At 71.2% G+C, this 24,058-nt stretch carries 18 protein-coding genes; 7 read left to right on the top strand and 11 right to left on the bottom strand.

What is annotated here, in order from left to right; all coding sequences use genetic code 11:
• Positions 1-39 precede the first annotated feature (39 nt).
• Both ACFVYL_RS20845 and ACFVYL_RS20840 read right to left on the bottom strand, forming a co-directional pair.
• The gene (locus ACFVYL_RS20845; protein ID WP_389718134.1) at positions 40-1,596 is read right to left on the bottom strand and encodes a CehA/McbA family metallohydrolase; all 1,557 of its coding nucleotides are present in this window, start codon (positions 1,594-1,596) and stop codon (positions 40-42) included.
• A gap of 97 nt (positions 1,597-1,693) precedes the next feature.
• Positions 1,694-2,140 carry an ankyrin repeat domain-containing protein gene (locus tag ACFVYL_RS20840; protein WP_389718131.1) on the bottom strand — a complete coding sequence of 149 codons (447 nt, stop codon included), beginning with the start codon at positions 2,138-2,140 and terminating at the stop codon, positions 1,694-1,696.
• A 103-nt stretch (positions 2,141-2,243) separates the two neighbouring features.
• Between ACFVYL_RS20840 and ACFVYL_RS20835 the strand changes: the two genes are divergently transcribed.
• Together ACFVYL_RS20835 and ACFVYL_RS20830 are read left to right on the top strand one after the other, a co-directional pair.
• Positions 2,244-3,107 carry an LLM class F420-dependent oxidoreductase gene (locus ACFVYL_RS20835; RefSeq protein ID WP_389718129.1) on the top strand — a complete coding sequence of 288 codons (864 nt, stop codon included), beginning with the start codon at positions 2,244-2,246 and terminating at the stop codon, positions 3,105-3,107.
• 117 nt (positions 3,108-3,224) lie between these two features.
• On the top strand, positions 3,225-5,837 hold the full coding sequence (locus tag ACFVYL_RS20830; protein WP_389718127.1) for a bifunctional FO biosynthesis protein CofGH: 2,613 nt from the start codon (positions 3,225-3,227) through the stop codon (positions 5,835-5,837).
• Between the two features lie 127 nt (positions 5,838-5,964).
• Here ACFVYL_RS20830 and ACFVYL_RS20825 read toward each other — a convergent pair whose 3' ends face one another.
• The 3 genes from ACFVYL_RS20825 to ACFVYL_RS20815 form a co-directional block, all read right to left on the bottom strand.
• Positions 5,965-7,374 carry an FG-GAP-like repeat-containing protein gene (locus ACFVYL_RS20825; RefSeq protein ID WP_389718124.1) on the bottom strand — a complete coding sequence of 470 codons (1,410 nt, stop codon included), beginning with the start codon at positions 7,372-7,374 and terminating at the stop codon, positions 5,965-5,967.
• A 56-nt stretch (positions 7,375-7,430) separates the two neighbouring features.
• On the bottom strand, positions 7,431-8,861 hold the full coding sequence (locus ACFVYL_RS20820; RefSeq protein WP_389718121.1) for an FG-GAP and VCBS repeat-containing protein: 1,431 nt from the start codon (positions 8,859-8,861) through the stop codon (positions 7,431-7,433).
• A gap of 118 nt (positions 8,862-8,979) precedes the next feature.
• On the bottom strand, positions 8,980-9,129 hold the full coding sequence (locus ACFVYL_RS20815) for a hypothetical protein (RefSeq protein ID WP_389718119.1): 150 nt from the start codon (positions 9,127-9,129) through the stop codon (positions 8,980-8,982).
• A gap of 288 nt (positions 9,130-9,417) precedes the next feature.
• On the opposite strand from ACFVYL_RS20815, the gene ACFVYL_RS20810 reads away from it, so the two are divergent.
• Positions 9,418-10,536 (top strand): ADP-ribosylglycohydrolase family protein, encoded by a 1,119-nt coding sequence (locus ACFVYL_RS20810; RefSeq protein ID WP_389718117.1) that lies wholly within the window; start codon positions 9,418-9,420, stop codon positions 10,534-10,536.
• On the opposite strand, the gene ACFVYL_RS20805 is transcribed toward ACFVYL_RS20810, so the two are convergent.
• Positions 10,521-10,961: a MarR family winged helix-turn-helix transcriptional regulator gene (locus ACFVYL_RS20805; RefSeq protein WP_389718115.1), complete on the bottom strand. Its 441-nt coding sequence runs from the start codon at positions 10,959-10,961 to the stop codon at positions 10,521-10,523. The genes ACFVYL_RS20810 and ACFVYL_RS20805 overlap by 16 nt on opposite strands.
• Before the next feature lie 124 nt (positions 10,962-11,085).
• Here ACFVYL_RS20805 and ACFVYL_RS20800 point away from each other — a divergent pair, with 124 nt between their 5' ends.
• The gene (locus tag ACFVYL_RS20800; RefSeq protein ID WP_389718113.1) at positions 11,086-12,579 is read left to right on the top strand and encodes an MFS transporter; all 1,494 of its coding nucleotides are present in this window, start codon (positions 11,086-11,088) and stop codon (positions 12,577-12,579) included.
• A gap of 511 nt (positions 12,580-13,090) precedes the next feature.
• On the opposite strand, the gene ACFVYL_RS20795 is transcribed toward ACFVYL_RS20800, so the two are convergent.
• Both ACFVYL_RS20795 and ACFVYL_RS20790 read right to left on the bottom strand, forming a co-directional pair.
• Positions 13,091-14,677 (bottom strand): sodium:solute symporter family protein, encoded by a 1,587-nt coding sequence (locus ACFVYL_RS20795; RefSeq protein ID WP_389718111.1) that lies wholly within the window; start codon positions 14,675-14,677, stop codon positions 13,091-13,093.
• Positions 14,678-14,962: 285 nt separating this feature from the next.
• On the bottom strand, positions 14,963-15,757 hold the full coding sequence (locus ACFVYL_RS20790) for an SDR family oxidoreductase (RefSeq protein ID WP_389718108.1): 795 nt from the start codon (positions 15,755-15,757) through the stop codon (positions 14,963-14,965).
• 90 nt (positions 15,758-15,847) lie between these two features.
• Here ACFVYL_RS20790 and ACFVYL_RS20785 point away from each other — a divergent pair, with 90 nt between their 5' ends.
• Positions 15,848-16,702, top strand: coding sequence for a hypothetical protein (locus ACFVYL_RS20785; RefSeq protein ID WP_389718107.1), 855 nt, complete (start codon positions 15,848-15,850; stop codon positions 16,700-16,702).
• Positions 16,703-16,840: 138 nt separating this feature from the next.
• Here the strand turns inward: ACFVYL_RS20785 and ACFVYL_RS20780 are convergent, their stop codons facing one another.
• The 3 genes from ACFVYL_RS20780 to ACFVYL_RS20770 all read right to left on the bottom strand — a co-directional run bounded on the left by ACFVYL_RS20780 (position 16,841) and on the right by ACFVYL_RS20770 (position 19,246).
• On the bottom strand, positions 16,841-17,050 hold the full coding sequence (locus ACFVYL_RS20780) for a DUF397 domain-containing protein (RefSeq protein WP_389718105.1): 210 nt from the start codon (positions 17,048-17,050) through the stop codon (positions 16,841-16,843).
• A gap of 214 nt (positions 17,051-17,264) precedes the next feature.
• Positions 17,265-18,122, bottom strand: coding sequence for a helix-turn-helix domain-containing protein (locus tag ACFVYL_RS20775; RefSeq protein ID WP_389718102.1), 858 nt, complete (start codon positions 18,120-18,122; stop codon positions 17,265-17,267).
• A 359-nt stretch (positions 18,123-18,481) separates the two neighbouring features.
• Positions 18,482-19,246, bottom strand: a complete 765-nt coding sequence (locus tag ACFVYL_RS20770) for a GPP34 family phosphoprotein (protein ID WP_389718099.1) — start codon at positions 19,244-19,246, stop codon at positions 18,482-18,484.
• A 336-nt stretch (positions 19,247-19,582) separates the two neighbouring features.
• Between ACFVYL_RS20770 and ACFVYL_RS20765 the strand changes: the two genes are divergently transcribed.
• Together ACFVYL_RS20765 and ACFVYL_RS20760 are read left to right on the top strand one after the other, a co-directional pair.
• Positions 19,583-21,976 carry a D-alanyl-D-alanine carboxypeptidase gene (locus ACFVYL_RS20765; RefSeq protein ID WP_389718096.1) on the top strand — a complete coding sequence of 798 codons (2,394 nt, stop codon included), beginning with the start codon at positions 19,583-19,585 and terminating at the stop codon, positions 21,974-21,976.
• 189 nt (positions 21,977-22,165) lie between these two features.
• Positions 22,166-24,016 (top strand): MFS transporter, encoded by a 1,851-nt coding sequence (locus ACFVYL_RS20760; protein ID WP_389718094.1) that lies wholly within the window; start codon positions 22,166-22,168, stop codon positions 24,014-24,016.
• The last annotated feature ends 42 nt before the right edge of the window (positions 24,017-24,058 follow it).

Below are 24,058 nucleotides of genomic sequence, written 5' to 3'. Positions count from 1 at the left end.
GACAGCGCCTCACCCCGGGCTGAGGTGAGAGACAGGCTCTTACGCCCGGCCCAGGAAGACCGGGTTGGTGAACGCCGTCAGGGCGCCGGGGAGCGGGGGCGTCGTCGCGGGGTGGCGGACCTCCGCCCTCACGTACGCCGCGTACGACGCGGTCGTGCGCCATTCGACCGTGCCCCTGCCCGCGTCGGGGCCCGAGGCGGGGAGCGGCGCGCTCGTGTGGAGGACGCCCTGGTCGGTGACGAAGCGGACCGTGCAGCCGGGGGCGCCCTCGACCTCGACGCGGACGGTGACCGGGGCGTCGAGGTCGACGTCGAGGCGTTCGCCGATGCCCGCGTGGCGGCCCTTTCCACCGGCCGCGGAGAAGGTGAGCGCGACGTCCTTCGACTCGGCGACGTACGAGCGGCCGCGCCGGATGCCGTCCTGGATGGCCTCGCGGGTCAGGTCGTCGGCGAGGACGACGGTCTGCGGGCCGCCGATGCGGTCGGGGTCGCGGTGCGCGTCGCTGTTGCCCATCGCCGGGATCCACGGCTTGCCGCCGCGTACGGAGGCGACGAGCTGACTGTCCCAGTCGGCGAGGGCGATCTCGTCGTCCGGGGTGTACGCGCCGTTCCACGCCTCGATGACGTCGGCCTCGCCGAAGCCGAACTTCCAGTTGCAGCCGACGCAGGTGGCGTGCGGGTGGGCGGGGACGACCAGGCCGCCCGCGTCGCGGATCTTCCGGGCGTACTTGCCGAAGCGGTTGTCGCGGGCACGGTAGCGCCAGTCGACGAACGTGCCGGGGTCGACGCCGAGGGCGACCACGTGGCCGTTGCGGGTCGTCACCTCCTCGCCGAGCATGATCAGGAGGTCGCCGCCCGCGTGCTCGGCCCAGTGGGCGTGCGCGGCGTGGGTGTTGTGCTCGGAGCTGTTGATGAAGTCGAGGCCCGCGGCGCGGGCGAGCGCGGCGATCTCGGCGAGGGTGCGCTTGCCGTCCGAGTGCACGGAGTGCAGGTGGCAGTCGCCGCGGTACCAGGCGCGGCCGCGGCCCCTGGCGCGCTCGGGCGGGTAGGCCGGCTTCGGGGTCGTGCCGGGCGCCCCGTAGGTGAGGGTGATCGTCACCTCGTAGGGGAGGCCCTCGGGGGCGACGGTGTACGGGCCGAGCGCGATGTGCCAGGTGCCCTCGTGGACCCGGCCGGGGAGGTAGCCGGGCGTCGCCTCGTCGGCGCGGATGAAGAACTCGGTGCGGGCGCCGCCGGACCAGCCGCGGAAGCCCTTGCCGCCGAGCTCCGTGCCGCGCTCGTCGAAGACGCCGATGTCCAGGGCGTTGCCCTGGGTGCCGGGCGGCACGGTCGGCTTCTCGTAGGTGTAGGCGACGCGGAACTCGGATACCCCGCGGGGGACTTCGACCGGCAGGTACACGTAGTCGGGGGAGCCGGTGGGCAGCGTGCCGCGCACCGTTCTCGTCTCCTTGGCCCCCGGCGCCTCGTCACGCGCGGGGGCGCGCCGCTCGGCGCCGCTCGCGAAGCTCACGCTCCCCAACGTAAGCGTGGCGGCGGCTCCCGTCACGAACAGTCCGCGCCGGTTCATTCCGCCGTGTTGCGGGTGGTCCTCGCACATGCTGCGGCTCCCCAGGGTGTCGGTGGTGACGTGGGTGGTGCGGGCAACCCTGGTATTGAGCCGTGAACTGCGCGTCAAGGGAAGGCGGTTGACGCGTTTACGCCCGGTTGCCGACCGATTCGCCGCCGGCGCCCGCCGCGAGGAGCGCGGCCTCGGTCTCCGGGTGCGGCCCGGAAGCGCCGTTGCGCGCCCACCACAGCGGGCTGCTCCCCGTGCCGTGGTCCTCGCGCAGGTCCGGGTCGGCGCCGTGGGCGAGGAGTTCGCGCACCGTGGCGAGGTGGCCCCAGGCGGCGGCCGCGCACAGCGGGGTGCCCTCCGTCAGCCCCTCGCTCTCGGTGTCGGGCCGGGCGCCCGCCCGAAGCAGCGCCCGCACCGTGGAGGCGGCGCCGTGCACCGACGCGGCGTACAGCGCCGTCGTGCCGTCTGCCTCGGGCAGTTCCGGGTCGATGCCGGACCGCAGCACGGTGCGCACGGTGAACGTGTCGCCCACCGCCGCGGCCCAGACCAGGCGATGGGTGAGCTTCTTCTGCTTCCGTCTGTTCACCGGCGTCAGGTTAATGAGTGCGCGGGCATGGACCAACCGGGTTTCCAGGGATAGGAAGAGTGCCCCGGACCGACCGACACTCCCGGACACGCTCGGAGGAATCGTGCGCATCTCCGCGACGCTCTACATGACCGACAGAACGATCACGCCGATACGCCTGGCCCGGGAAGTGGAGCAGCGGGGCTTCGCCGGGCTCTACCTTCCCGAGCACACCCACATCCCGTTCCCGCGCGAGACCCCCTACCCCGGCGGTGAGCTGCCGCCCGAGTGCGCCCGCATGCTCAGCCCCTTTGTCGCCCTCGCCCAGGCCGCCGCCGTCACGGAGCGGATCACGCTCGGCACGAACATCGCCCTGGTCGCCCAGCACGACCCCATCGACCTGGCCAAGCAGATCGCGACCCTCGACCACCTGTCCGGCGGCCGCGTCACGCTCGGCATCGGCTACGGCTGGAACCGCGAGGAGGCCGAGGACCACGGCGTCCCGTGGCCCCGGCGCCGGGCGGTGGTGCGTGACCGGATGGCGGTCATGCGGGCGCTCTGGGCGGACCACCCGAAGCCGTACGAGGGCGAGTTCGGCGCCGTGCGGGCCAGCGAGGTGCATCCCAAGCCCCGGCGCACGCCCCGCAAGCGGCTCGCGAAGGGGCCGCTGTTCGGGCCGCGCACGCTCATCGGCGGGGCCGCGGGGCCGGGGCTCTTCGCACACATCGCGGAGTACGCGGACGGCTGGATGCCCGTCGGCGGCAGCGGTCTGCGCGACGCGTTGCCCGTGCTGCGGGAGGCGTGGGCGGAGGCGGGCCGCGAGCCGGACGACCTGTATGTGACGGTGACGGCAGTCGAGCCGGACACCGGCAAGCTCGCGTACTACCGGGAGCTCGGCGTCGACGAGGTGATCGTGCAGCTGCCGCCGGGCGGGGACGCGGAGGTGTGCGCGGCGCTCGACGGGCTCGGGCGGCATGTGGGCCCGTGAGCCGGCCGGTGCCGGTCCCGGGGCCGGTGGCGGCGGTGGGGTCGGTGATGTCATGGGAAGTTCAGCAGGCGGAAGTATCTGTATGAGTCAGGAGTTATCGCTCGTATGCTCGGAGACATGACCAACAGCGCGCAGCCCCCGGAGGCCGGACGACCCACCGCCAACGCCATGCGGCGCGCGCTCAGGAGGGCCAGGGACGGCGTCGCGCTCGACGTGACGGAGGCCGCCGTCCTGCTGCGGGCGCGGGGCGAGGACCTCGACGACCTCACCGCGTCCGCGGCCCGGGTGCGCGACGCGGGACTCGCCGCCGCGGGCCGGCCCGGCGTCATCACGTACTCGAAGAGCGTGTTCATCCCGCTCACCCGCCTCTGCCGTGACAAGTGCCACTACTGCACCTTCGTGACCGTCCCCGGCAAGCTGCGGCGCGAGGGCCACGGCATGTTCATGTCCCCCGACGAGGTCCTCGACATCGCCCGGCGCGGCGCGGAACTGGGCTGCAAGGAAGCCCTCATCACCCTCGGCGACAAGCCGGAGGACCGCTGGCCCGAGGCGCGCGAGTGGCTGGAGGCCGAGGGGTACGACGACACCATCGCGTACGTACGGGCCATCTCGATCCGCATCCTGGAGGAGACCGGGCTGCTGCCCCACCTCAACCCGGGCGTCCTGACCTGGACGGACTTCCAGCGGCTCAAGCCGGTCGCGCCCAGCATGGGGATGATGCTGGAGACCACCGCCGAGCGGCTGTGGAGCGAGCCGGGGCAGCCGCACTTCGGCTCGCCCGACAAGGAACCGGCCGTCCGGCTGCGGGTCCTTCAGGACGCGGGGCGCTCCTCGGTGCCGTTCACCAGCGGGCTGCTCATCGGCATCGGCGAGACGTACGAGGAGCGCGCCGACGCGCTGTTCGCGCTGCGCCGCGTCGCGCGCTCGTACCACGGCGTCCAGGAACTGATCATCCAGAACTTCCGCGCCAAGCCGGACACGGCGATGCGCGGCATGCCCGACGCCGAGATCGACGACCTGGTCGCGACGGTCGCCGTCGCCCGGCACATCATGGGACCTGCGGGCAACATCCAGGCGCCGCCGAACCTCATCGCGGGCGAGTACGAGCGGCTCATCGGCGCGGGCATCGACGACTGGGGCGGCGTGTCCCCGGTGACGATCGACCACGTCAACCCCGAGAAGCCCTGGCCGCAGCTGGACGAACTCGCCGGGCGGTCCGCCGCGGCGGGCTTCGCCCTCGCCGAACGCCTCTGCGTCTACCCTGAGTTCGTGCGGCGCGGCGAGCCCTGGCTCGACCCGCGCCTCCTGCCGCACCTGCGCGCCCTCGCCGACCCGGAGACCGGCCTCGCACGGCCCGACGCGGTGGTCGAGGGCCACCCCTGGCAGGAGCCCGACGAGGGGTTCGTCGCCTCGTCCGGCCGCACCGACCTGCACCGCACCATCGACACCACCGGACGCACCACCGACCGGCGCGACGACTTCGACGAGGTGTACGGCGACTGGGAGGCGCTGCGCGAGCAGGCCGCGCCCGGCATGGTGCCCTCCCGTATCGACGGCGACGTGCGGGCCGCCCTGAAGCAGGCCGCGGACGACCCGGCGAAGCTCACCGACGACGAGGCGCTCGCGCTGCTGCACGCCGACGGGCCCGCCCTCGACGCGCTCTGCTCCGTCGCGGACGACATCCGAAAGAGCGTCAACGGCGACGACGTCACGTACATCGTCACGCGCAACATCAACTTCACCAACGTCTGTTACACCGGCTGCCGCTTCTGCGCCTTCGCCCAGCGCAGGACGGACGCCGACGCCTACACGCTCTCCCTCGACCAGGTCGCCGACCGGGCCGCGCAGGCCTGGGACGTCGGCGCCGTCGAGGTGTGCATGCAGGGCGGCATCCACCCCGACCTGCCGGGCACCGCCTACTTCGACATCGCGCGGGCGGTGAAGGAGCGCGTGCCGGGCATGCACGTGCACGCCTTCTCGCCGATGGAGGTCGTCAACGGCGCGAGCCGCACCGGCCTCTCGATCCGCGAGTGGCTGACCGCCGCCAAGGAGGCGGGGCTCGACTCGATCCCGGGGACGGCCGCCGAGATCCTCGACGACGAGGTGCGCTGGATCCTCACCAAGGGCAAGCTGCCGACGGCCACGTGGAAAGAGGTCGTCTCGACCGCCCACGAGCTCGGCATCCGGTCCAGCTCCACGATGATGTACGGACACGTGGACCAGCCCCGGCACTGGCTCGGCCACTTCCGCACCCTGGCCGCCATGCAGGAGTCCGCCCTGGCCAAGGGCGTCGAGGGGTTCACGGAGTTCGTGACGCTGCCCTTCATCCACACCAACGCGCCCGTCTACCTGGCGGGGATCGCCCGGCCCGGCCCGACCACCCGCGACAACCGCGCGGTGACCGCCATGGCGCGCGTCCTGCTGCACCCGCTGATCCCCAACATCCAGACCAGTTGGGTGAAGCTCGGCCACGAGGGCGCCGCCGAGATGCTCAGGTCCGGCGCGAACGACCTCGGCGGGACGCTGATGGAGGAGACCATCTCCCGCATGGCGGGCTCCAGTTACGGCTCCTACCGCTCGATCGAGGACCTCGTCGCCATCGCGGACGCGGCGGGCCGCCCCGCGAAGCCCCGCACGACGCTGTACGGAGAGGTGCCCGAGGAGCGGCAGCGGGCGGCGGCGGTCTCGGACGGGCACTTGCCGGAGCTGCTTCCGGTGCTTGAGCCGTAGGCCGTCCTGCCGGGGCGGGGGAGTCGTCGTCCCCCGCCCCGCTCCGGGGCGGCCTTGCCTTGCGCGGGCGCTCACCGGCACCGCAGGGCCCCCAGGGGCCCTGCGGGTTTTTACCGAGCTACGGGTGTCAGCCGGCCAGGCCGTCACCGAACCGGACGCCGGCCGTGGCCGGGGCGTTGATCGCGGCCGGGCCGAAGGAGTCGATGCCCGTGACGGTCAGACCGCTCGCGGAACCGCGCAGGTGCCAGACCGAACCGGTGTCGGCGACGGAGCCGTCCTCGTCGGGCGCGGCCACCGTCAGGTCGGCCTTGCCGTCCTTGTTCGGGTCCGAGAGCAGGACGTGGGCGCCGAACTTGTCGCCCTTCTCGGAGGCGCCGGGGACACCGTCCTTGGACTGGTCGAAGGCCTGCGATCCGGTGCCGGTCAGGCCGGTGCGGGAGCCCTTGAGCAGGACGACGCTGCCCGCGTCGGCGGTGGTCCCGATGTCCTCGCCGGGGACGCCGACGGCCACGTCGGCGAAGCCGTCGCCGTTCACGTCGCCCGCGCTGATGGAGGAGCCGAACTCGTCGCCATCCTCACCGGCGCCGGGCACGCCCGCGGTGTCCTGGGTGATCTTCGTGGAGCGGTCCGAGAGGCCGGAGGCCGAGCCGTAGCGGACCAGGACCGTGCCCTTCTGGTACGGCATGTCCTCGAAGCTGGTGCCGATGTCGCGGGTGACGAAGTCGCCGTAGCCGTCGCCGTCGATGTCCGCGACCGCGCCGCCGAGGGAGGGCGCGAGCTTCTGCGAGGTGGTGGCCACCCCGTCCTTGCCGCCCTTCCACAGCTGGCTCTTGTGGGCCATCTCCTCGAAGCCGTGGCTGCTGACGATGTCGTCGGTGCCGTCGCCGGTCACGTCGCCCACGACGAAGTCGCCGGGGCCGAAGGTCTGGCTCGTGACGATCTGCTGGCTGCTCGCGGCCTTCCCGTCCCGCTTGAACGGGCCGTACGCGATGGTCATGCCCGCGTCGTCGTTGTCCATCGGGTCCTCGGGCTCCGGGTACTCGGCCGTGACCAGGTCCCGCTTGCCGTCGCCGTTGAAGTCGCCGGCGGTGACGTGCGCGCCGTTCGAGGCCAGCTCGACGCTGCCCTCGCCGGACAGGCCCTGGGCGGAGCCCCACAGGACGACGGCCTTCTTGCCGCCGTTGACGACGAGGTCGGTGTAGCCGTCGCCGTCGAGGTCGGCGGCGGCCGTCTGGTTGCCGAAGTGCCCGCCGTCGGACGCCGATCCGGGTACGCCGGGCGTGGCGCGGCTGATGGTGACGGCGTGCGCCTTGTCCGGGCCGTTGGCCGAGCCGTACACGATCGAGACGCTGCCGGGGACGTCGTTGTCGTAGTTGCCCGGGGCGGATATGGCGAGGTCCGCGTACCCGTCGTGGTTGAAGTCGGTGACCGGGGCCTTCGGCGGGGTGGGCGCGGCCGAGGCCGAACCCGCGGTGGCGAGGGCGATCGGTGCCGTGAGCGAGGCGACTGCCACGGCGGTGATGAGAGAGCGACGCACTGGTCCTCCAGAGAGATCGTGTCGAGTGGTCGTGCGGTCAGGTGGTCGTGGGGCGGTCAGCTGCCCAGCAGCAGACCGAACTTGGCGTCCTGCTCGGGATCGCCGAGCTTCGCCGGGGCGAGCGTGCCCGCGCCCGTGGTGGTCAGGCCGCCCGCGGAGCCGAAGAGGTTCCACAGGGCGCCCGAGTCGGTGAAGGTGCCGTCCTCGCCGGGGGCGGTGGCGGTCAGGTCGGCCTTGCCGTCCTTGTCGAGGTCGGTGAGGCGCACCTGGCGGCCGAAGTCGTCGCCCGTCTCGGAGACGCCGGGCACACCGGCCGTGGACTGGCTGTAGGCCACGGCTCCCTTGCCCGTCATGCCGCCGTCGGCCTTGGACGCGCCCTTGAGCAGGACGACCGCGCCGGTGCCGGTGCTCGCGCCGAGGCTCTCGCCGGGGACGCCGACGGCGACCTCCGCCTTGCCGTCGCCGTTCACGTCGCCCGCGCTGAGCGAGGCGCCGAACGCGTCGTTCTCCTCGCTGGTCCCGGGGACGCCCGCGGTGGCCTGGGTGATGACCTTCTTGCGCGCGTCGGTCGGCCCGGTCGAACTGCCGTACTGGATCGTGATGCTGCCCGGGGCTGAGTCGATGACCTCGGTGACGCTGCCGATGTCGCGGGTGATCAGATCGCCGTACCCGTCGCCGTCGACGTCACCGACGGTGCCGCTGTAGGCCGTGCCGAGGGTCTTGGAGGTGTGGCCGACGCCGCTGCGGCCGCCCTTCCAGAAGCGGGCGTCGTGCGTCATCTCCTCGAAGCCGTGCGTGGTGACGATGTCGTCGACGCCGTCGCCCGTCAGGTCGCCGGTGATGAAGCGGGCGAGACCGGAGGGCCCGTCGCCGGTGGTGATGGTGTCCTTGGCGGTGGGCTTGCCGGTGCGGGTGAACGGGCCGTACTGGATGGTCATGCCGGAGACGTCGGGGTCGTCGCTCGGGGTGTCGTTGACGACGAGGTCGCGCTTGCCGTCGCCGTTGAAGTCGCCGGTGGCGAACTCGGAGTAGTCGTGGGGCAGGACGGTGTCCTTGCCGGTCAGACCGTCCTTGGAACCCCACAGGACGGTCGCCCTGTTGCCGTTGTCGTCGCCGCCCGTCACGAGGAGGTCGGTGTAGGAGTCGGCGTCCAGGTCGGCGGGGAGCGTCTGGGCGCCGAAGGCGTACGTGCCGCGGAGTTCGCCGGGAACGCCCGGTGTGGCGCGGCTGATGCGCTGGTGGCGCTCGGTGCCGGGCCCGGAGGCGGTGCCGTACACGAGGGAGAGGTAGCCCGCCTTCTCGACGCCGTCGACGGTGCCGTGGGGCGCGGCGACGGCGAGGTCGGCGTACCCGTCGTGGTTGAAGTCGGTGACCGGCGTGCGGGGCGGCCGTGGGGCGGCCGCCGCGGTGCCAGAGGCGGCAGAGACGGCGAGAGGGGCGGTCAGCGCGGCGACGGCGATGGCGCTGACGAGTGTGCGGCGGGGCACGGGTCCTCCTGTGGCGAACGTCTGTGACGTAGGAGGAGACAGCACCCCGCGGAGGAAGGTTGCACACTGCAGGAACTCCGTTACGTGATCCGGACGTTTGCGGTACGACCCCTGTTGTTCACCAGAGCGGCACTGCTTCCTCTTCCCCGTCCGCGGCACGAGCGGAGCCGGAAAGACCTTCCCGGTAAGGGAGTTGGAGCAGACCGTCCGCGAGCGCGGCGTCCTGGCCGCGCACGCCGACGAAGCCGCGGTCCTCGCCACGGGCCACGGACCCCCGTCGACGGGCCCCGGAGGTGGCAGGAGTCCGGTGAATCCGTAGCAAGTGCGAAGCTCCCGTGAACGTCGTTCAAAAGCCGCCTCAAGGGCGACTCTTCGCATACCACTTGGCGACTGAATCGATCGTTCGCGGTCGATTACAGTGCTGCAAAGTTGCCGAAGGCCACGGCACGCGGAGACGCGTCGGAGCACGTCATCGCACGCATGTCACCGCACACACGTACCGGACGCACGTACCGCACACACGTCACTGCATGTCACTGCACGGAGGGAGGCCCGCGTGGGTACCGCAGCAGCCACCGGTGTCTGGGGCCGCGCCGAGCAGCAGGACTTCCGCAGCCGCGTGCGGGGCACCCTCCTCGGTGCCGCCCTGGGCGACGCCCTGGGGGCGCCCGTCGACGGTCTTTCCCTCGACGCGATACGTGAGGCGCACGGGTCCGAGGGGATCACCGGGCCCGTACCGGCGTACGGGCGGCGGGGCGCCGTCACCGCGGCCACCCAGCTCACCCTGTTCACCGTCGACGGGCTCATACGCGCCCAGGTGCGGCGCGACACCGGCGCGTGGCACCCGCCGACCGACCTGCACCGCGCCTACCGCCGCTGGGCCGCGACCCAGAGCGACTGGGGGCCGGACGAGCGGCGCAAGGAGGACGGCTGGCTGGCCCGCGAGGAGTGGCTGTACGCGCGGCGCGACCCGGCCCGCGCCTGCCTGACCGGGCTCGGCGACGAGACCATGGGCACCCTCGACGCCCCCAAGAACCCCGGCGAACGCGGCGCCGAGGCCGCCGTCAGATCCGCGCCCTTCGGACTGCTCGTCGGCTGGGAGCCGCAGCTCGTGCTGCAGCTCGCCGTCGAGTGCGCCGTCCAGACCCACGGTCACCCCACCGCCCACCTGACGGCGGGCGCGCACACCCTCATCGTGCACGGCCTCGCCCGCGGCGGATCCCTCGACGGCGCGGTCCAGCGATGCCTCGCCCTGCTCGCCACCCGCCCCGGCCACCAGCCGGTCACGGACGCGCTCCGGCACGCGCTCGGCGCCGTACGGCAGGGCATGCCGACGCCCGCGCGCGTCGAGGAGCTCGGCACGGACGGGACGGCCGAGGGCGTGCTGGCCGCCGCCGTGTACTGCGCCCTGGTCGGCGAGGACATCCGGCACGGGCTGCGGCTCGCCGTGAATCAGGGCGGCCCTTCGGCCGCGTGCGGCGCGCTGTGCGGGGCGCTGCTCGGCGCGCTGCACGGGGAGACCGCGCTGCCGCCGGGGTGGCTCACGGAGCTGGAGGGCCGGCCCACGATGCTGGAGCTGGCGGACGACTTCGCCATGGAGATGACGCAGGGCCCCGCGCTGCACGGCCCCGCGCTCTCCTCGCCGGGCTGGCTGGCCCGCTACCCGAGGGCCTGACGCCCGGCCTCGAAGGTGCGGCTCAGCAGGTCGTGCAGGGTGGCCCGCTCGTCGTCGTCGAGTGCGTCCAGGCCCGCCAGGGTGGTGTGCATGCTGGCGCGGATCGCGTCGACGGCCCGCTCGCCCTCGGGGGTGAGGACGACGTTCTTGACGCGGCGGTCCGTGGGGCTGGGCTCCCGGTGCACCAGGCCGCGCTTCTCCAGGCGGTCGATGATCCCCGTCATGTTCGAGGCGTCGCAGGACAGCGTCCGGGCGAGGACCCGCATCGCGGCGGGCCCCTGGCGCAGCACGCTGAGCGTCTTGCCCTGGCTCGCGGTGAGGTTCTCGCTCGCGGCCGCCTCAGTGAAGTCCCCGTAGTAGGCGCGGAGCGACACCGCCAGCAACTCCATGAGCTGGGCCTTGTCGACGCGTGGGGTTCCAGGCATGTGAGCCACCTTACGCCATAAAACTTGACTATCTCAAATATCGAGGCTTACCTTTTAGTACGTTACTTGAAGTCCTCAAGTATCGAGGTTCTTAAGTAGTTGAGCAGCTGGAGAAGAAGTCACCGTGTCCCACACACCGCACGCGGCACCGTCGAAACCCACCGGACAGACCGCCGTCGTCCTGGTGCTCGGGCTCGCCGCCATGGTCGTCTCGATGATGCAGACCCTGGTCGTCCCGATCCTGTCGATCATCCAGAAGGACCTGGACGCCACCACCGCGGGCGTGAGCTGGGTGACCACCGCCACCCTGCTCTCGGCCGCCGTCTTCACCCCGCTGCTCGGCCGCTTCGGCGACCAGCACGGTAAGAAGCCCACCCTGATCGGCGTCCTGCTCGTGATGATCGCGGGCTCCGTGCTCGCCGCCACCACGACCTCCCTGACCTGGCTCATCGTCGGCCGGATCATGCAGGGAGCGGCCACCGCGATCTTCCCGCTCGCGCTCTCCGTGCTCCGCGAGGAGATCAGGCCCGCCAAGCTCCACGGCGCCATGGCCCTGGTCAGCGGCACCCTGGCGTTCGGCAGCGGCCTCGCCCTGGTGGGCGCGGGCCTGCTGACCCAGGGCTCCGACCCCGACTACCACCGGGTGTTCTGGCTCGCGGTCGTCCTCGCCGTGCTCGCGCTGGTCGGCGTGGTCCTCGCGGTGCCCGCCTCGCGCTCGAAGACCGGCGGCCGCACCGACTGGCTGGGCGCGGGCACCCTCGCGCTCCTCCTCGTCCTGCTGCTCCTGCCGATCTCGCAGGGCCACGAGTGGGGCTGGACCTCCGGCCGCACCCTCGGCTCCTTCGCGGGCGCCGTCGTCATGGCGGGTGTTTGGGTCCTGACCGAGCTCAAGGTCAAGGAGCCGATGGTGGACATGAAGATGTTCGCCCACCGCCCCGTCCTCTTCACCAACCTGGCCGGACTGTTGCTCGGCTTCGCGATGTTCGCCCAGTTCATCGGCGTCTCGTACCTCGTGCAGATGCCGGAGAGCGTGGCCGGTTACGGGTTCGGGGCCTCGGTCCTCGGGGCCTCCGTCGTCTACCTCCTGCCGACCACGATCGTCTCGCTGATCGGCGCCCAGTTCGGCGGGATCCTGGTCCGCAGGATCGGCGCGCGCGTCACGCTCGCCACCGGCGCCGCCTTCGGCGTCATCGGCTTCGCCTGGCTGACCCTGGCGCACGACACCAGCGCCTCCGTGATCGGCGCGGGCATGGTCATCGGCCTGGCGATCAGCTTCGGCTACGCCTCGATGCCGGCGCTCATAGTGGCCAGCGTCCCGGCGCACCAGACCGGCATCGCCAACGGCATCAACTCCATCTCCCGCTCGGTCGGCAGCGCCATCGCCAGCGCGATGATCACGTCGCTGCTCGCGTCGAAGACGATTCCGCTGCCCAAGGGCATGCCCGCGCTGCCGCAGGAGAGCCAGTTCACGCTGAGCTTCGCCATCGCCGGGGCCGCCTTCGTCCTGGTCGTGGCCGTCGCCCTGGTCGGCCTCACGGCCCGGCACGCGCCGCGTACGCCGCACCTGCGGAAGGTCGCAGAGTCCGACACGGCAACGCCGGAGCGCGCCGGCGTCTGACGCGCCCGCCAGGGGGCGCGAGTAACCCCCACATGCCCGCAGCCGCATCTGCAGAGATTCCCGCAGACGCGGCTGCGGGTTGTTGCGTGCTGAGCGCGCAGTTCCCCGCGCCCCTTGTCGGGCCTTGGGCCCCTTAAGGGGCGCGGGGAACGGCGCGAGCGACCCCCACATGCCCGCAGCCGCGTCTGCAGAGATCCCCGCAGATGCGGCTGCGGGTTGTCGCGTGCTGAGCGCGCAGTTCCTCGCGCCCCTGGTGTGGGCCCGTGGGCCCCTTTTAGGGGCGCGGGGAACGGCGCGAGCGACCCCCACATGCCCGCAGCCGCGTCTGCAGAGATCCCCGCGGATGCGGCTGCGGGTTGTCGTGTGCTGAGCGCGCAGTTCCTCGCGCCCCTGGCGTGGGCCTGTGGGCCCCTTTTAGGGGCGCGGGGAACGGCGCGAGCAACCCCCACATACCCGCGGCCGCCCCCATGCTGAGCACACATCCCCCACCCTCCCTCCGAAGGAGCCCCGCTCAGTCCTGAGCCGGCGCAGCCACCGCCCCGCCCCGCGGCTCTGCAGGCGCAGACGCAGCCACAGGCACGGCCGCCGCCCCCGCGGACCCGTCATCATCCGTGTTGATCCGCTCGATGAGAGCATCCCGCTCCGGCGTGTCCTCCGGCTTGGTCCACCCGATGACGACGTAGAGGACGAGCGAGACGGCCAGCGGGATCGACACCTGGTACTGGAGCGCGACCCCGCCCTCGACCGCGTCGTCGATCGGGTAGTTGACCAGGTAGAAGGCGAAGAGCCCGAGCGCCCAGCTCGTCAGCGCCGCGGTCGGCCCGGACCTGCGGAACGTACGCAGCAGACCCAGCATCATCGGGATCGCGATCGGCCCCATCAGACCGGCGACCCACTTGATGACGACGGTGATGATGTCCTTGAACGTGGGGGAGTTCACCTGGGTGGCGACCGCCATGGACAGTCCCAGGAAGATCACCGTGGTGAGGCGCGCGGCGATCAGGCCCTTCCGCTCGGTCCAGGCCCGCGCCCGCGCGGAGAACGCCGGGGCCACGTCCCGCGTGAAGACCGCCGCGATCGCGTTGGCGTCGGAGGAGCACATCGCCATGGTGTGCGAGAAGAAGCCGACGATGACCAGGCCCAACAGGCCGTGCGGAAGCAGCTGTTCGGTCATCAGGGCGTACGCGTCCGAGCCGTCCGGCTTCTCCGCGTCCACCAGGAGCGGGGACATCCACATCGGGAAGAAGAGGACGACCGGCCAGACCAGCCACAGGGCGGCGGAGAGCCTCGCAGAGCGCGCGGCCTCCTTGGCGTTGGCGGTCGCCATGTAGCGCTGCGCCTGGTTGAGCATGCCGCCGTTGTACTCGAAGAGCTTGATGAAGAGGAAGGCGAGCAGGAAGACCGTGCCGTAGGGGCCGACGAGCGGCTTGCCGTGGCCCGCGAGTTCCGGCTCGTCCCAGACGCCGAAGAAGCCGCCGTGCGGGCCGAGTTCGGAGACGACCGCCACGAACATGGCGACACCGGCGAGGAGCTGGATGATGAACTGGCCGAGCTCGGTCAGCGCGTCGGCCCACAGCCCGCCGATCGTGCAGTAGATCGCCGTGATCACGCCGGTGATCAGGATCCCCTGGTTGAGGGAGACGCCGGTGAAGACGGACAACAGGGTCGAGATGGCCGCCCACTTGGCGCCGACGTCCACGATCTTGAGCAGCATGCCGGACCAGGCGAGTGCCTGCTGGGTGCCCAGGTTGTAGCGGTTCTTGAGGTACTCCAGGGGCGAGGCCACGTGCAGCCGGGAGCGCAGCCGGTTGATGCGGGGGGCGAAGAGGCGGGAGCCGATGGCGATGCCGAGCGCGATGGGGAAGGACCAGGTGACGAAGGACGTCACTCCGTAGGTGTACGCGATGCCCGCGTACCCGGTGAACATCACGGCGCTGTACCCGGACATGTGGTGCGAGATGCCGGAGAGCCACCAGGGCATCCTGCCGCCCGCGGTGAAGAAGTCGCTGACGTTGTCGACCCGCTTGTGGGACCACAGGCCGATCGCGACCATCACGCCGAAGTAGCCGATGAGCACGGTCCAGTCGAGACTGTTCATATGGCCCTCCAGGGGTCCGCCTGGTGAACTGCGCGTAGCCGGCTCGCACTCCGCAAGAACCGGCCGATGGGGCCGGGGACGGCCCGGAAGCGCCCGCTCATCGTGGGTTCGGCCACAGCCCGCCGACAACCGCCCGCAAGGTCAAGAGCAAGTAAATTCGTTCGCTTAACTGACCTACATTCACATACATGGTCAGCGGAATTCCGGTTCGGGGCACAAAAATGCGCCCCTTCAAGGGGCGCGGGGACCTGCGCGACCAGCCACAACGGCCGCACGGCCGACCAACTACCGCATCAGTTCACCGGCGTTGACCAACAGTGACTGCCCGGTGATGGAGCGGGCCCGGTCGGACGCGAGGAACACCACCGCGTCCGCCACGTCCCCGTCCGTCGCCAGATCCGGCAACGCCATACGGGAGGCAAGGCGATCCCGCACCTCCTCCTCGGGCACGCCCTCCGTGTCCGCGGTGAACCGGACGTACGCCTGGACCGGCGGCCCCCACATCCACCCCGGCAGCACGGTGTTGACCCGGATGCGGTCCGGACCGAGCTCGTGTGCGAGCGAGTACATCGCCGAGGTCAGCGCGCCCTTCGACGCCGCGTACGCGGCCTGCCGCACCTGCGAGGGCGAGGCGACCGCCGACTGCGTGCCGATGAAGACCACCGAGCCGCCCCGCCGTTCCCTGAGGGCCGGCAGGCAGGCGCGCGTCATGCGCAGCGTGCCGAGCAGATTGACGTCGAGCACCTGCTGCCAGGTCGTGAAGTCCGCGTCCTCCACTCCGCCGAAGTAGCTGTCCCAGGCGGCGACATGGACGACCGCGTCGACACCGCCGAAGCGCTCGCGGGCGAGCTCGGCCAGGGCCCGGCACTGCCGCTCGTCGGTGATGTCGGTGGGCAGGTACGCGGTGCGGGTGCCGCCGGGGTCGATCTCGGCGGCGCTCTTGGCGAGGTTCGCCTCCGTGCGCGCCCCGAGGACGGCGTTCCCGCCGTCGCGCACGACGGCCGCCGCGACCTGGTGGCCGAGCCCGGCGCCGACGCCCGATACGACGACGGTCTTCGACTCGAGGAGCGACGACTCCATGGGGCGCCTCCCGGCTCTGGCAGTTTTTCTGACGGGGCGTCAGAGTATGGGCGTCCACCGGAGGAAGGAAGAGGGAGACAGGGGAGAAGCATGAGCGAGGACACCCGCAGCGACGTCTACGCCGAGCTGGCCGCCGTCGGGCCCTACGGGGTGCACCCGGGGCACGCCCTGATCACCATGGTCGAACCGGACCCGGGGCACGAGTACGCGTACAACCGCTGGTACGAGGACGACCACTACTACGCCGGCGCGATGGCCATGCCCTGGATGTACGCCGGGCGCCGCTGGGTGGCCACGCGCGAACTCCAGCTCCTGCGCTACCCCGCCAAGTCCGCGGTCGCCGAGCCGGTCACCGCGGGGTGCTACCTGTCCACGTACTGGGTGACGGAGGGGCGCTACGACGACCACATGAAGTGGACCGTCGGCATCAACAAGCGGCTCAACCGGGACGGCCGCGTCTACCAGGACCGCACCCACGTCTTCACCGCCTTCCAGGACCACGAGGCGACCGTCTATCGGGACGGCGCGGCGGGCCCGCGCGACTTCCACGCGCTCGACCATCCGTACAAGGGCCTGGTCCTGGAGGTCATCGACGCCGAGGGGCCGCGGCAGCGGGGCGAACTCCTGGAGTGGCTGCGGGCCCGGCACCTGCCGCGCGCCCTCGCCCCTCGGGGAGAGGTCACAGCGCCTGCCGCCATGGTCACGCTGTTCCGCCCGACGCCGCTGCCGGGGGACCGGATGACGTATGTGAAGCAGGTCGAGGGCGTCGACGCCCGGCTGACTCTGCTCTGGTTCCTCCAGGAGGACCCGCGGGACTGCTGGGAGGCATGGTTCACCGGGCGGGACGAGGCCGTGGCGGAGTCGGGGCTGGGGCGGGTCGAGCTGGTGGCGCCGTTCGTTCCCACGGTGCCGGGTACGGACACGTACGTCGACGCGCTGCGCTGATGTTCCGGGCCGCGCTGATGGCGCGGGCGGGGCCGAGCCCCCTCGGCCGGGACGGCGGGCCAGTCGAGAGGGCTCCTTCGGTGGTGCTCATGCGGTGCTGCTCATGCGGTTGTTCCGCTGCCGGGGTGCGCTGTGGTCTCACGCGAGGTCGGCAGCCCCCCTGCTCACCTCGCTGACGAACGCGTTCCACGACTCGGCGGGGAAGGCGAGGACCGGGCCCTCGGTGACCTTGGAGTCACGTACCGAAATACCGCGCAGCACGGGTGACTTGACCTCCACACACGCACCGTTCCCCGTGGAATAGGAGGACTTGACCCACGTGTGCGAGGCACCTTGCTGAATTGCCATGTTCGCTCCGGTTCTTTCCAGTTGTCGAGTTGCTGTCGCCGCATTGCCGCGGTGGCGCCACCGCTCTTGCTCGGTGGCGTAAATGACGCTACTCGCCAACATCGTGGCGTGAAGGGATCGTTCACTCAACCGGATGGCATATACCAGGGGGGTCTTCCGCGCCGACGAGCCAAGGGTGTACCGTGCGCCAATTTCGCGCGGATACGTCCGTCCGTCAGCGTGCGTAGCCCTTCGCGATCTCCGCGATGAGCTGTCTGGACTGCTCGACGTTGAGCGCCTGGGCCCGCAAGTGCTCGTACATGACGCTGTATTGCTGGACGTCATTCGCTTTTTCCAGATACAGGTCGCTGGTGACACCCTCGATGTAGACCACGCTGGAGTCGGCCGCGTCGGGGAACTCAAGGATCGCGTACTGACCGTTGAGCCCCGGGTGCGCGCCCATCTCGAAGGGGATCACCTGGACGGTCACGTGCGGCAGCTGGGACTGCTCGACGAGGTGCTCCAGCTGGTCGCGCATCAGATGCCGGGAGCCGACGACACGGCGCAGCGCCGATTCGTCGAGCACGGTCCACAGGCGCAGCGGACTTTCCGGCGCCGCGACGCGGTCCTGACGCCGCATGCGCACCTGGACGCGCTTCTCGATGTCGGTCGGAGTGGTCTCCGGGAGCGCGCCGGTGATGAGCGCCTCGGCGTACGCGCGGGTCTGCAGCAGACCGGGGACGACCTGCGGGTCGTACACGCGCAGGGACGCCGCGTCCGTCTCCAGACCGATGTACACGCTGTACGGGATGTCGCCGAAGGAGTGCCACCAGCCCTGCTGGCGCGAGTCCTTGGCCATTTGCATGAGCGAGTCGACGACGCGGTGATCCTCGACCTCGTAGACGCCGCAGAGATCGCGGACATCACGCTGGCTGATCGAGCGGCGGCCGTTCTCGAGGCGGCTGATCTTCGACTGCGAGACGAGCAGGCGCTCGGCGACCTCCTCGGCCGTCATGCCCTTGAGCTCGCGGAGCCGACGGAGCTCCTGGCCCAACCGGCGTCGCCTGACAGTGGGATTGACATTGGACGCCACGGGACGTGCACCTCCGGCTTGCCTGCCTCTGTTTTGCGTATCTACTGCTCAGCAGGGTGCCACCAACTGGGCTGACACCGCTGGGAAACAGCGGATATGCGGACGTGAGGGCGGGTGTGCGAGGTGTGCCGTCCCGCCCTGCGGCGCCGCGATGCGTGCGGCCGCGCGGGGCGGTGGTACCGAGGTGTCGTCGTCCGTCCTCCGGTACGGCCTCCCCGCGCGGCCCAGCGGCTCCCGAACCGGGTCTGGGGACTGCGGCGCGGCGCTGGTGCGGTGGTGCTGAGCGGTTACGTGATGGTGGTGCTGAGCGGTTGCGTGACGGTGGTGCTACGTGACGGTGGTGCCGGGACGCGCTGCTCTCAGTGAGCGACGGCGCGTGCCATGGATCCGCGGCGCGGTTGCAGAGGAACCCCGCCGGGGTCCGCTGTCGCCCTGGCCGGCTGCCGCCCACCGCCCGGCCCCGTGGGGCCTGCCGGTGCGGCACTGCGGCGCGGCTGAGCCGCCACGCCGTTCTGGACGTCCATCACGGCGTGCGCCACGAGGCCGCCCATCGGGTCGTGCCTGATCAGGTCCCGGAGCCGGGAGCGCGATGAACGCCCCTCGTTCCCGGGGTACAGATGCTTGCCGAGACCGACCGCGTGGGCCAGTGCGGCGAGCGCGGCGGTCCGCGGGTCCGGCGGTACGCCGGTGCGGATCGCACTGTCCAGCCGGGACCTGATGTCCCGGCTGATTGCCGTGTCCGTCGCTTGGTAGCGAGTCGTCGGCAGCACTCCGCACATCTGGCCCGAAACGGCATGCACCATGCCGCACCGCTCCAGGTGCGCGAGGTAAATCTGGCGCAGCCCCAGTCGGGGCCCGCCAATCCAGTGGACCGCCCGAACCGGGCTGCCGCGCCTGCGCAGCAGTTCCAGTGCGGAGTCCAGAGTCGGATCTCCGGTCGGCCGTGGCATCACCACGGCGATACGATCCCCGTCTGGGGCTATCCGTCCGGCCAGCGCCAGCTCCACTAGCTGTGCTCCGGCCAGACCGAGGTCGAGCGACTGCGGCTGCGCTGTGGTACCCGTGGCCGGGTCCAAAGCGAGCAGCAGAAGCTCCTCCGGAATTGTTCTGCGGCTCCTGCCCATCCATGCCTCCCCGCGTGGATGAATGACAGGGTGACCCCTCTCACATTGGTCTGTCGAGAGCGCGTGGGCGGGATGTACGGGAACCAGTAGGTATGTCGTCTCGTCTACCACGGGGGTTAAGCCCTCACACAGGACACTGGTACACGGTTCGGACAGTGGGTCCGACCCGGTTTTGCGCACGGTCAGCATTCAGCATCGGCATACGGCATGGCGTACGAGGAGGCATCGGTGGCGGGCGAGACCCCCGACAGGTCGAAGCAGCGGAAGTCGTCGGGGAACCCGACTGCGGCGGATTCTTCTGAGCCGGCGCCGGAGGAACGAGACCCGCGTCTCGCGATGACCCGCGAGACGCCGGAGGTTCGGGAGGACAACGCGACCGCGGTCTTCTCGACGAAGGACGTCGCAGGGAAGGCGGCCGGTTCCGACCGGCCTGCTTCCGAGGGCGACGCGAAGGACGACGCGAACGACGACGCGAAGGGCGAAGCGGCGAGCGGCTCGGACGAGTCCGGCTCCGCGTCCGAGTCCGAGTCCGAGTCTGCCCCCAAGGGGGCGGCGAACGGCGACGCGCGGCTGCGGGACGCGGTGGCGGCGTGGGTCGCGACCTCGGACGAGGAGACGCCCGAGGGCGGGGAACCGGCCGGGGACGAGCCCTCGACCGGCAGTGACGCTTCTGCGGAGGCCGATGCCGACGCCGATGCCGCGGACGCGGACGCGGACGGGGGCGGGGCGGTGGACGACGATGCCCCGGCGAAGGGCGGCGACGCCCCGGCCGCCGTGAAGGACGGGGCTCCGGCCGCCAAGGGCGACGATGCTCCGGCGAAGAGTAAAGACGCTCCGCTCAAGAAGGACGACGCTCCGGCCAAGGGCGAAGCCACCCCGGCCAAGGGCGAAGCCACCCCGGCCAAGGGCGAAGCCACCCCGGCCAAGGGCGAAGCCACCCCGGCCAAGGACGACGACGCTCCGGCCAAGGGCGACGATCCCAAGTCCACCGGCGTCGACCAGGCCACCGCCGTCTTCAAGATGCCGTCTTCGGAGGATGCCGCCGAGGCGACCGCGAAGAAGCCCGGCAAGGACGTCGACCAGCCCACCACCATGCTCAAGCTGGGCGACCGCGAGAACGCCAAGAACGCCAAGGACACCGCGAAGTCCGAGACGGAAGCCGAGCGGACCAGCAAGTTCGTCGCGCTGAAGCCCCTCGACGAGCCGTCCGCCAAGGCGGCACCCAAGGCGGCACCCAAGACGGACTCCAAGGCCGCCCCGAAGCCGGAGGCGAAGACCGCCGCCCCGAAGGCGGGCCCGAAGACCGGCCTCAAGGGCGCCGCCGCAACCACCGCAGCGGCCTCGGCCGCCGCGTCCAAGCCCGCCCCGGCCACCCCCCAGGCGCCCCCGCCCGTGGAGCCGACCACCCAGCAGCCCCGGCCGCCGAAGCCGCCGATCGACCTGCTCGCCGAGCTGACCAACACTCCGCCGCCGCCCGAGACGCCGGTCCGCACCGCGGTGCGCCGGGTCAAGATCTGGACGCCGCTGGTGCTGCTCATGATCGTCGTCTTTGCAGTCGTACAGACCGTGCGACCGCTGCCGACGCCCACGCTGCAGCTCACCGCGCAGGAGTCCGTCTCCTTCGAGGGCGGCAAGCCGTCCCTGCCGTGGCCGGGTCAGGGCCAGGCCGCGATGGACGTCAACGGCATCGGCACGTTCGGTACGTCGGGCGACCAGAAGCCCGTGCCGATCGCCAGTATCGCCAAGGTCATGACGGTCTACCTGATCCTGCGCGACCACCCGCTGAAGAAGGGCGGCGACAACGGCCCGAAGATCCCGGTCGACGCCGCCGCGCAGAAGCACTACGAGACCGGCAAGGCGGGGAACGAGTCCGTCGTGAAGGTCACCGAGGGCCAGAAGATCACCGAGTACGAGGCGCTGCAGGCGGTCATGCTGCCGTCCGCGAACAACATCGCCAAGCTGCTCGCCCGGTGGGACACCAAGAGCGGCTCCGAGGACGCGTTCGTCGAGAAGATGAACAAGACCGCCAAGGAGCTGGGCATGAAGAACACCCGCTACACGGACCCCAGCGGCCTCGACAAGACGACCGTCTCCACCGCCGAGGACCTCGTGAAGCTCGGCCGTGCCGCGATGGAGAACCCGGTCTTCAACGAGATCTCCCGCCAGCCCAGCTACAAGGACCTCAACGGCGACAAGCAGAACAACTTCTTCGGGCTCGTCCCGACCGTCGCGATCGGCATCAAGACCGGCACGACCACTGCGGCGGGCGGCAATATCCTCTTCGCGGCGGAGAAGCTGGTCGACGGCAAGAAGCAGACGATCATCGGCGCCGCCCTCGGCCAGTACGGCAGGAACGGCGTCGCCAACATCGACGAGGTCACCGGCGTCACCCGCAAGCTCATCGAGGCCGGACAGGACGCGCTGACCGCCAAGACCATCGTGAAGAAGGGCGCTGTCGTCGGCCAGGTCGACGACGGCCTGGGCGGCACGACCCCCGTCGTCGCCACCAAGGACGTCTCCGCGGTGGGCTGGTCCGGCCTCACCGTCAAGCTGATGCTCGACGAGGAGAAGGGCAAGACCGTCCCGCACACGGCGAAGGCGGGCACCGAGGTCGGCGTGCTGCACGTGGGCGACGGCAAGGGCAAGGGCGACGCCGTCGAGGTGCCGGTCGCGCTCCAGAAGGACCTGGCCGAACCGGGCTTCGGCGCCAAGCTGACCCGCGTCGGCTGACCCCGGCGAGAACCCGTCGGACCCCCACAGGAGGATGCCCCACCCCGGGTATCCTCCCGTGCCCGCGTGCTAGCGTCACAAACTCGGGGGGTAGTACGCCGGGGCGGAAAACGAGTGTTCCGGGACGAACTCTCGTCGGCACGGACCCGGGGCACTCCGGAAACACGGACGACACGGGGAGAACCTCCAGTGGCCACAGCGGAGCCGACGCGCGCCGATCACGACGCCGCCGCGCCTGACACGGGCGAAGGGCGCCGTAGCGGTACGCGAATACAGCTGCCGGGCCAGCGCCGCGGATCCGAGGACGGGCCCGTCCCCTCGCGGTCGCGGCGCTTCCTCCGTCACCCGGTGACGATCACGACGGCGGTCGCCGCCGTCCTGCACGTCGTCTGGTTCTTCGTCTTCGCCAACAGCGGGGGCGACCTCGCGGCGCAGGACGCCTGGGCCGAGTTCGTCGGACGGCACCCCGCCTCCGCGTACAACCTCGGCTGGTACGGCGGCATGCACCCCGTCTCGTACAGCGTCATCTCGCCGTACCTCATGTCCGTGCTCGGCGTGCGGACCACGATGATGATCGCGGGGACCGTCTCCGCCACGCTGCTCACGCTGATCCTGATGCGCAGCCGCGCGGTGCGGGGGCTCCTCTGGCCCACCGTCGCGGGCGTCTTCGCGCTGCTGTGCAACGCGGTGTCGGGGCGCGTGACGTACGGCCTCGGGCAGATGTTCGCGCTCATGGCGGTCGCCGCCGTCTTCTGCTGGCCCCACCGCTGGCGCTACAAGCGGTGGGCGAAGGCGCTGGTCGCGGCGCCGCTCGCGGCGCTCGCCACGATGGGCAGCCCGGTGGCCGGGCTCTTCGTCGGGCTCGTCGCCGTCGCGCTGTTCCTCAGCAAGCGCTATCCCGGGGCCTACGCGCTGGGCATCGCGCCCGCCATCGTCGTCGGTCTCTCCGCGTGGCTCTTCCCGTTCTCCGGCACCCAGCCGATGTCGTTCGGCTCGGCGTCGCTGCCGCTGCTCTTCGCCGGTCTCGTCTACTTCGCCGTACCGCGGGAGTGGAAGACCGTACGGATCACGACGGCCGTGTACGCGGCGTTCGTGCTCGGCGTCTGGCTGATCAACTCGCAGATCGGCTCCAACATCTCGCGCCTCGCGATGTCCTTCGCGGGCGTCGCGCTGCTCGCCGCGCTGCCCTACACCGTGCCGAAGTCCCGCAAGTGGTACGTGATCGTCGTGGCGTTCGCCGGCTTCACCGGGTGGATCGGCTACAAGGCCGTCGACGACATCGTGCACACCTCGTCGGACGCCTCCTGGACGCGTGAGGTCGCGCCGCTGGTGCACGAGCTGAAGGAGCGGGGCGCCGCCAAGGGCCGCGTCGAGGTGGTGCCGGCCCGCAGCCACCGCGAGGCGTCCGCGCTCCCCGCGTACGTACAGCTCGCCCGGGGCTGGAACCGGCAGGCCGACATGGAGCGCAACCCGCTCTTCTACGACGACACCCTCAACTCCGCGAACTACCACGAGTGGCTGCAGCGCTGGGCCGTGCACTACGTGGCGGTCCCCAAGGGCGAGCCCGACGGCGACGGCGGCAAGCGCGAGACGCAGCTCATCTCGGACGGCCTGCCGTACCTGAAGCAGGTGTGGGTCGACTCCAACTGGAAGCTGTACGAGGTCACCGACCCGATCGCGCTCGCAGGACCGCACGCCGTCGTGGAGCGCGCCGAGCAGGGCGAGATGACCCTGCGCGTGAAGGAGCCGGGCCGCGTCCTGATCCGGATCCCGTACTCGCCGTGGCTGAGCGTCGTCGACGCGAAGGGCAAGGGCGTCGAGAGGCCCCGGGAGACCGAGGCGTCCAAGCGGCAGCGGGAGCGCGACGACCGGCAGCCCAGGGAGTACTCCAACGTCAACGGCTGTCTGCTGGAGGCCGAGGAGGACCACAACGGCGACGAGTGGGTCGAGCTGCTCGCGCCGAAGGCGGGCACCTACCGGCTCGGCTCGCCCTATCAGCTGCCCCGCGGCACGCCCTGCCCGGAGGAGATGCGCCGCTGAGGCCCTGCGGGCTCCGAGACCCCGCGGGCTCTGACGCGGCCG

The sequence above is a fragment of the Streptomyces sp. NPDC058308 genome, assembly GCF_042880275.1.
Classification (GTDB): Bacteria; Actinomycetota; Actinomycetes; order Streptomycetales; family Streptomycetaceae; genus Streptomyces.
This window is presented reverse-complemented; position numbering and strand designations above follow the sequence as displayed.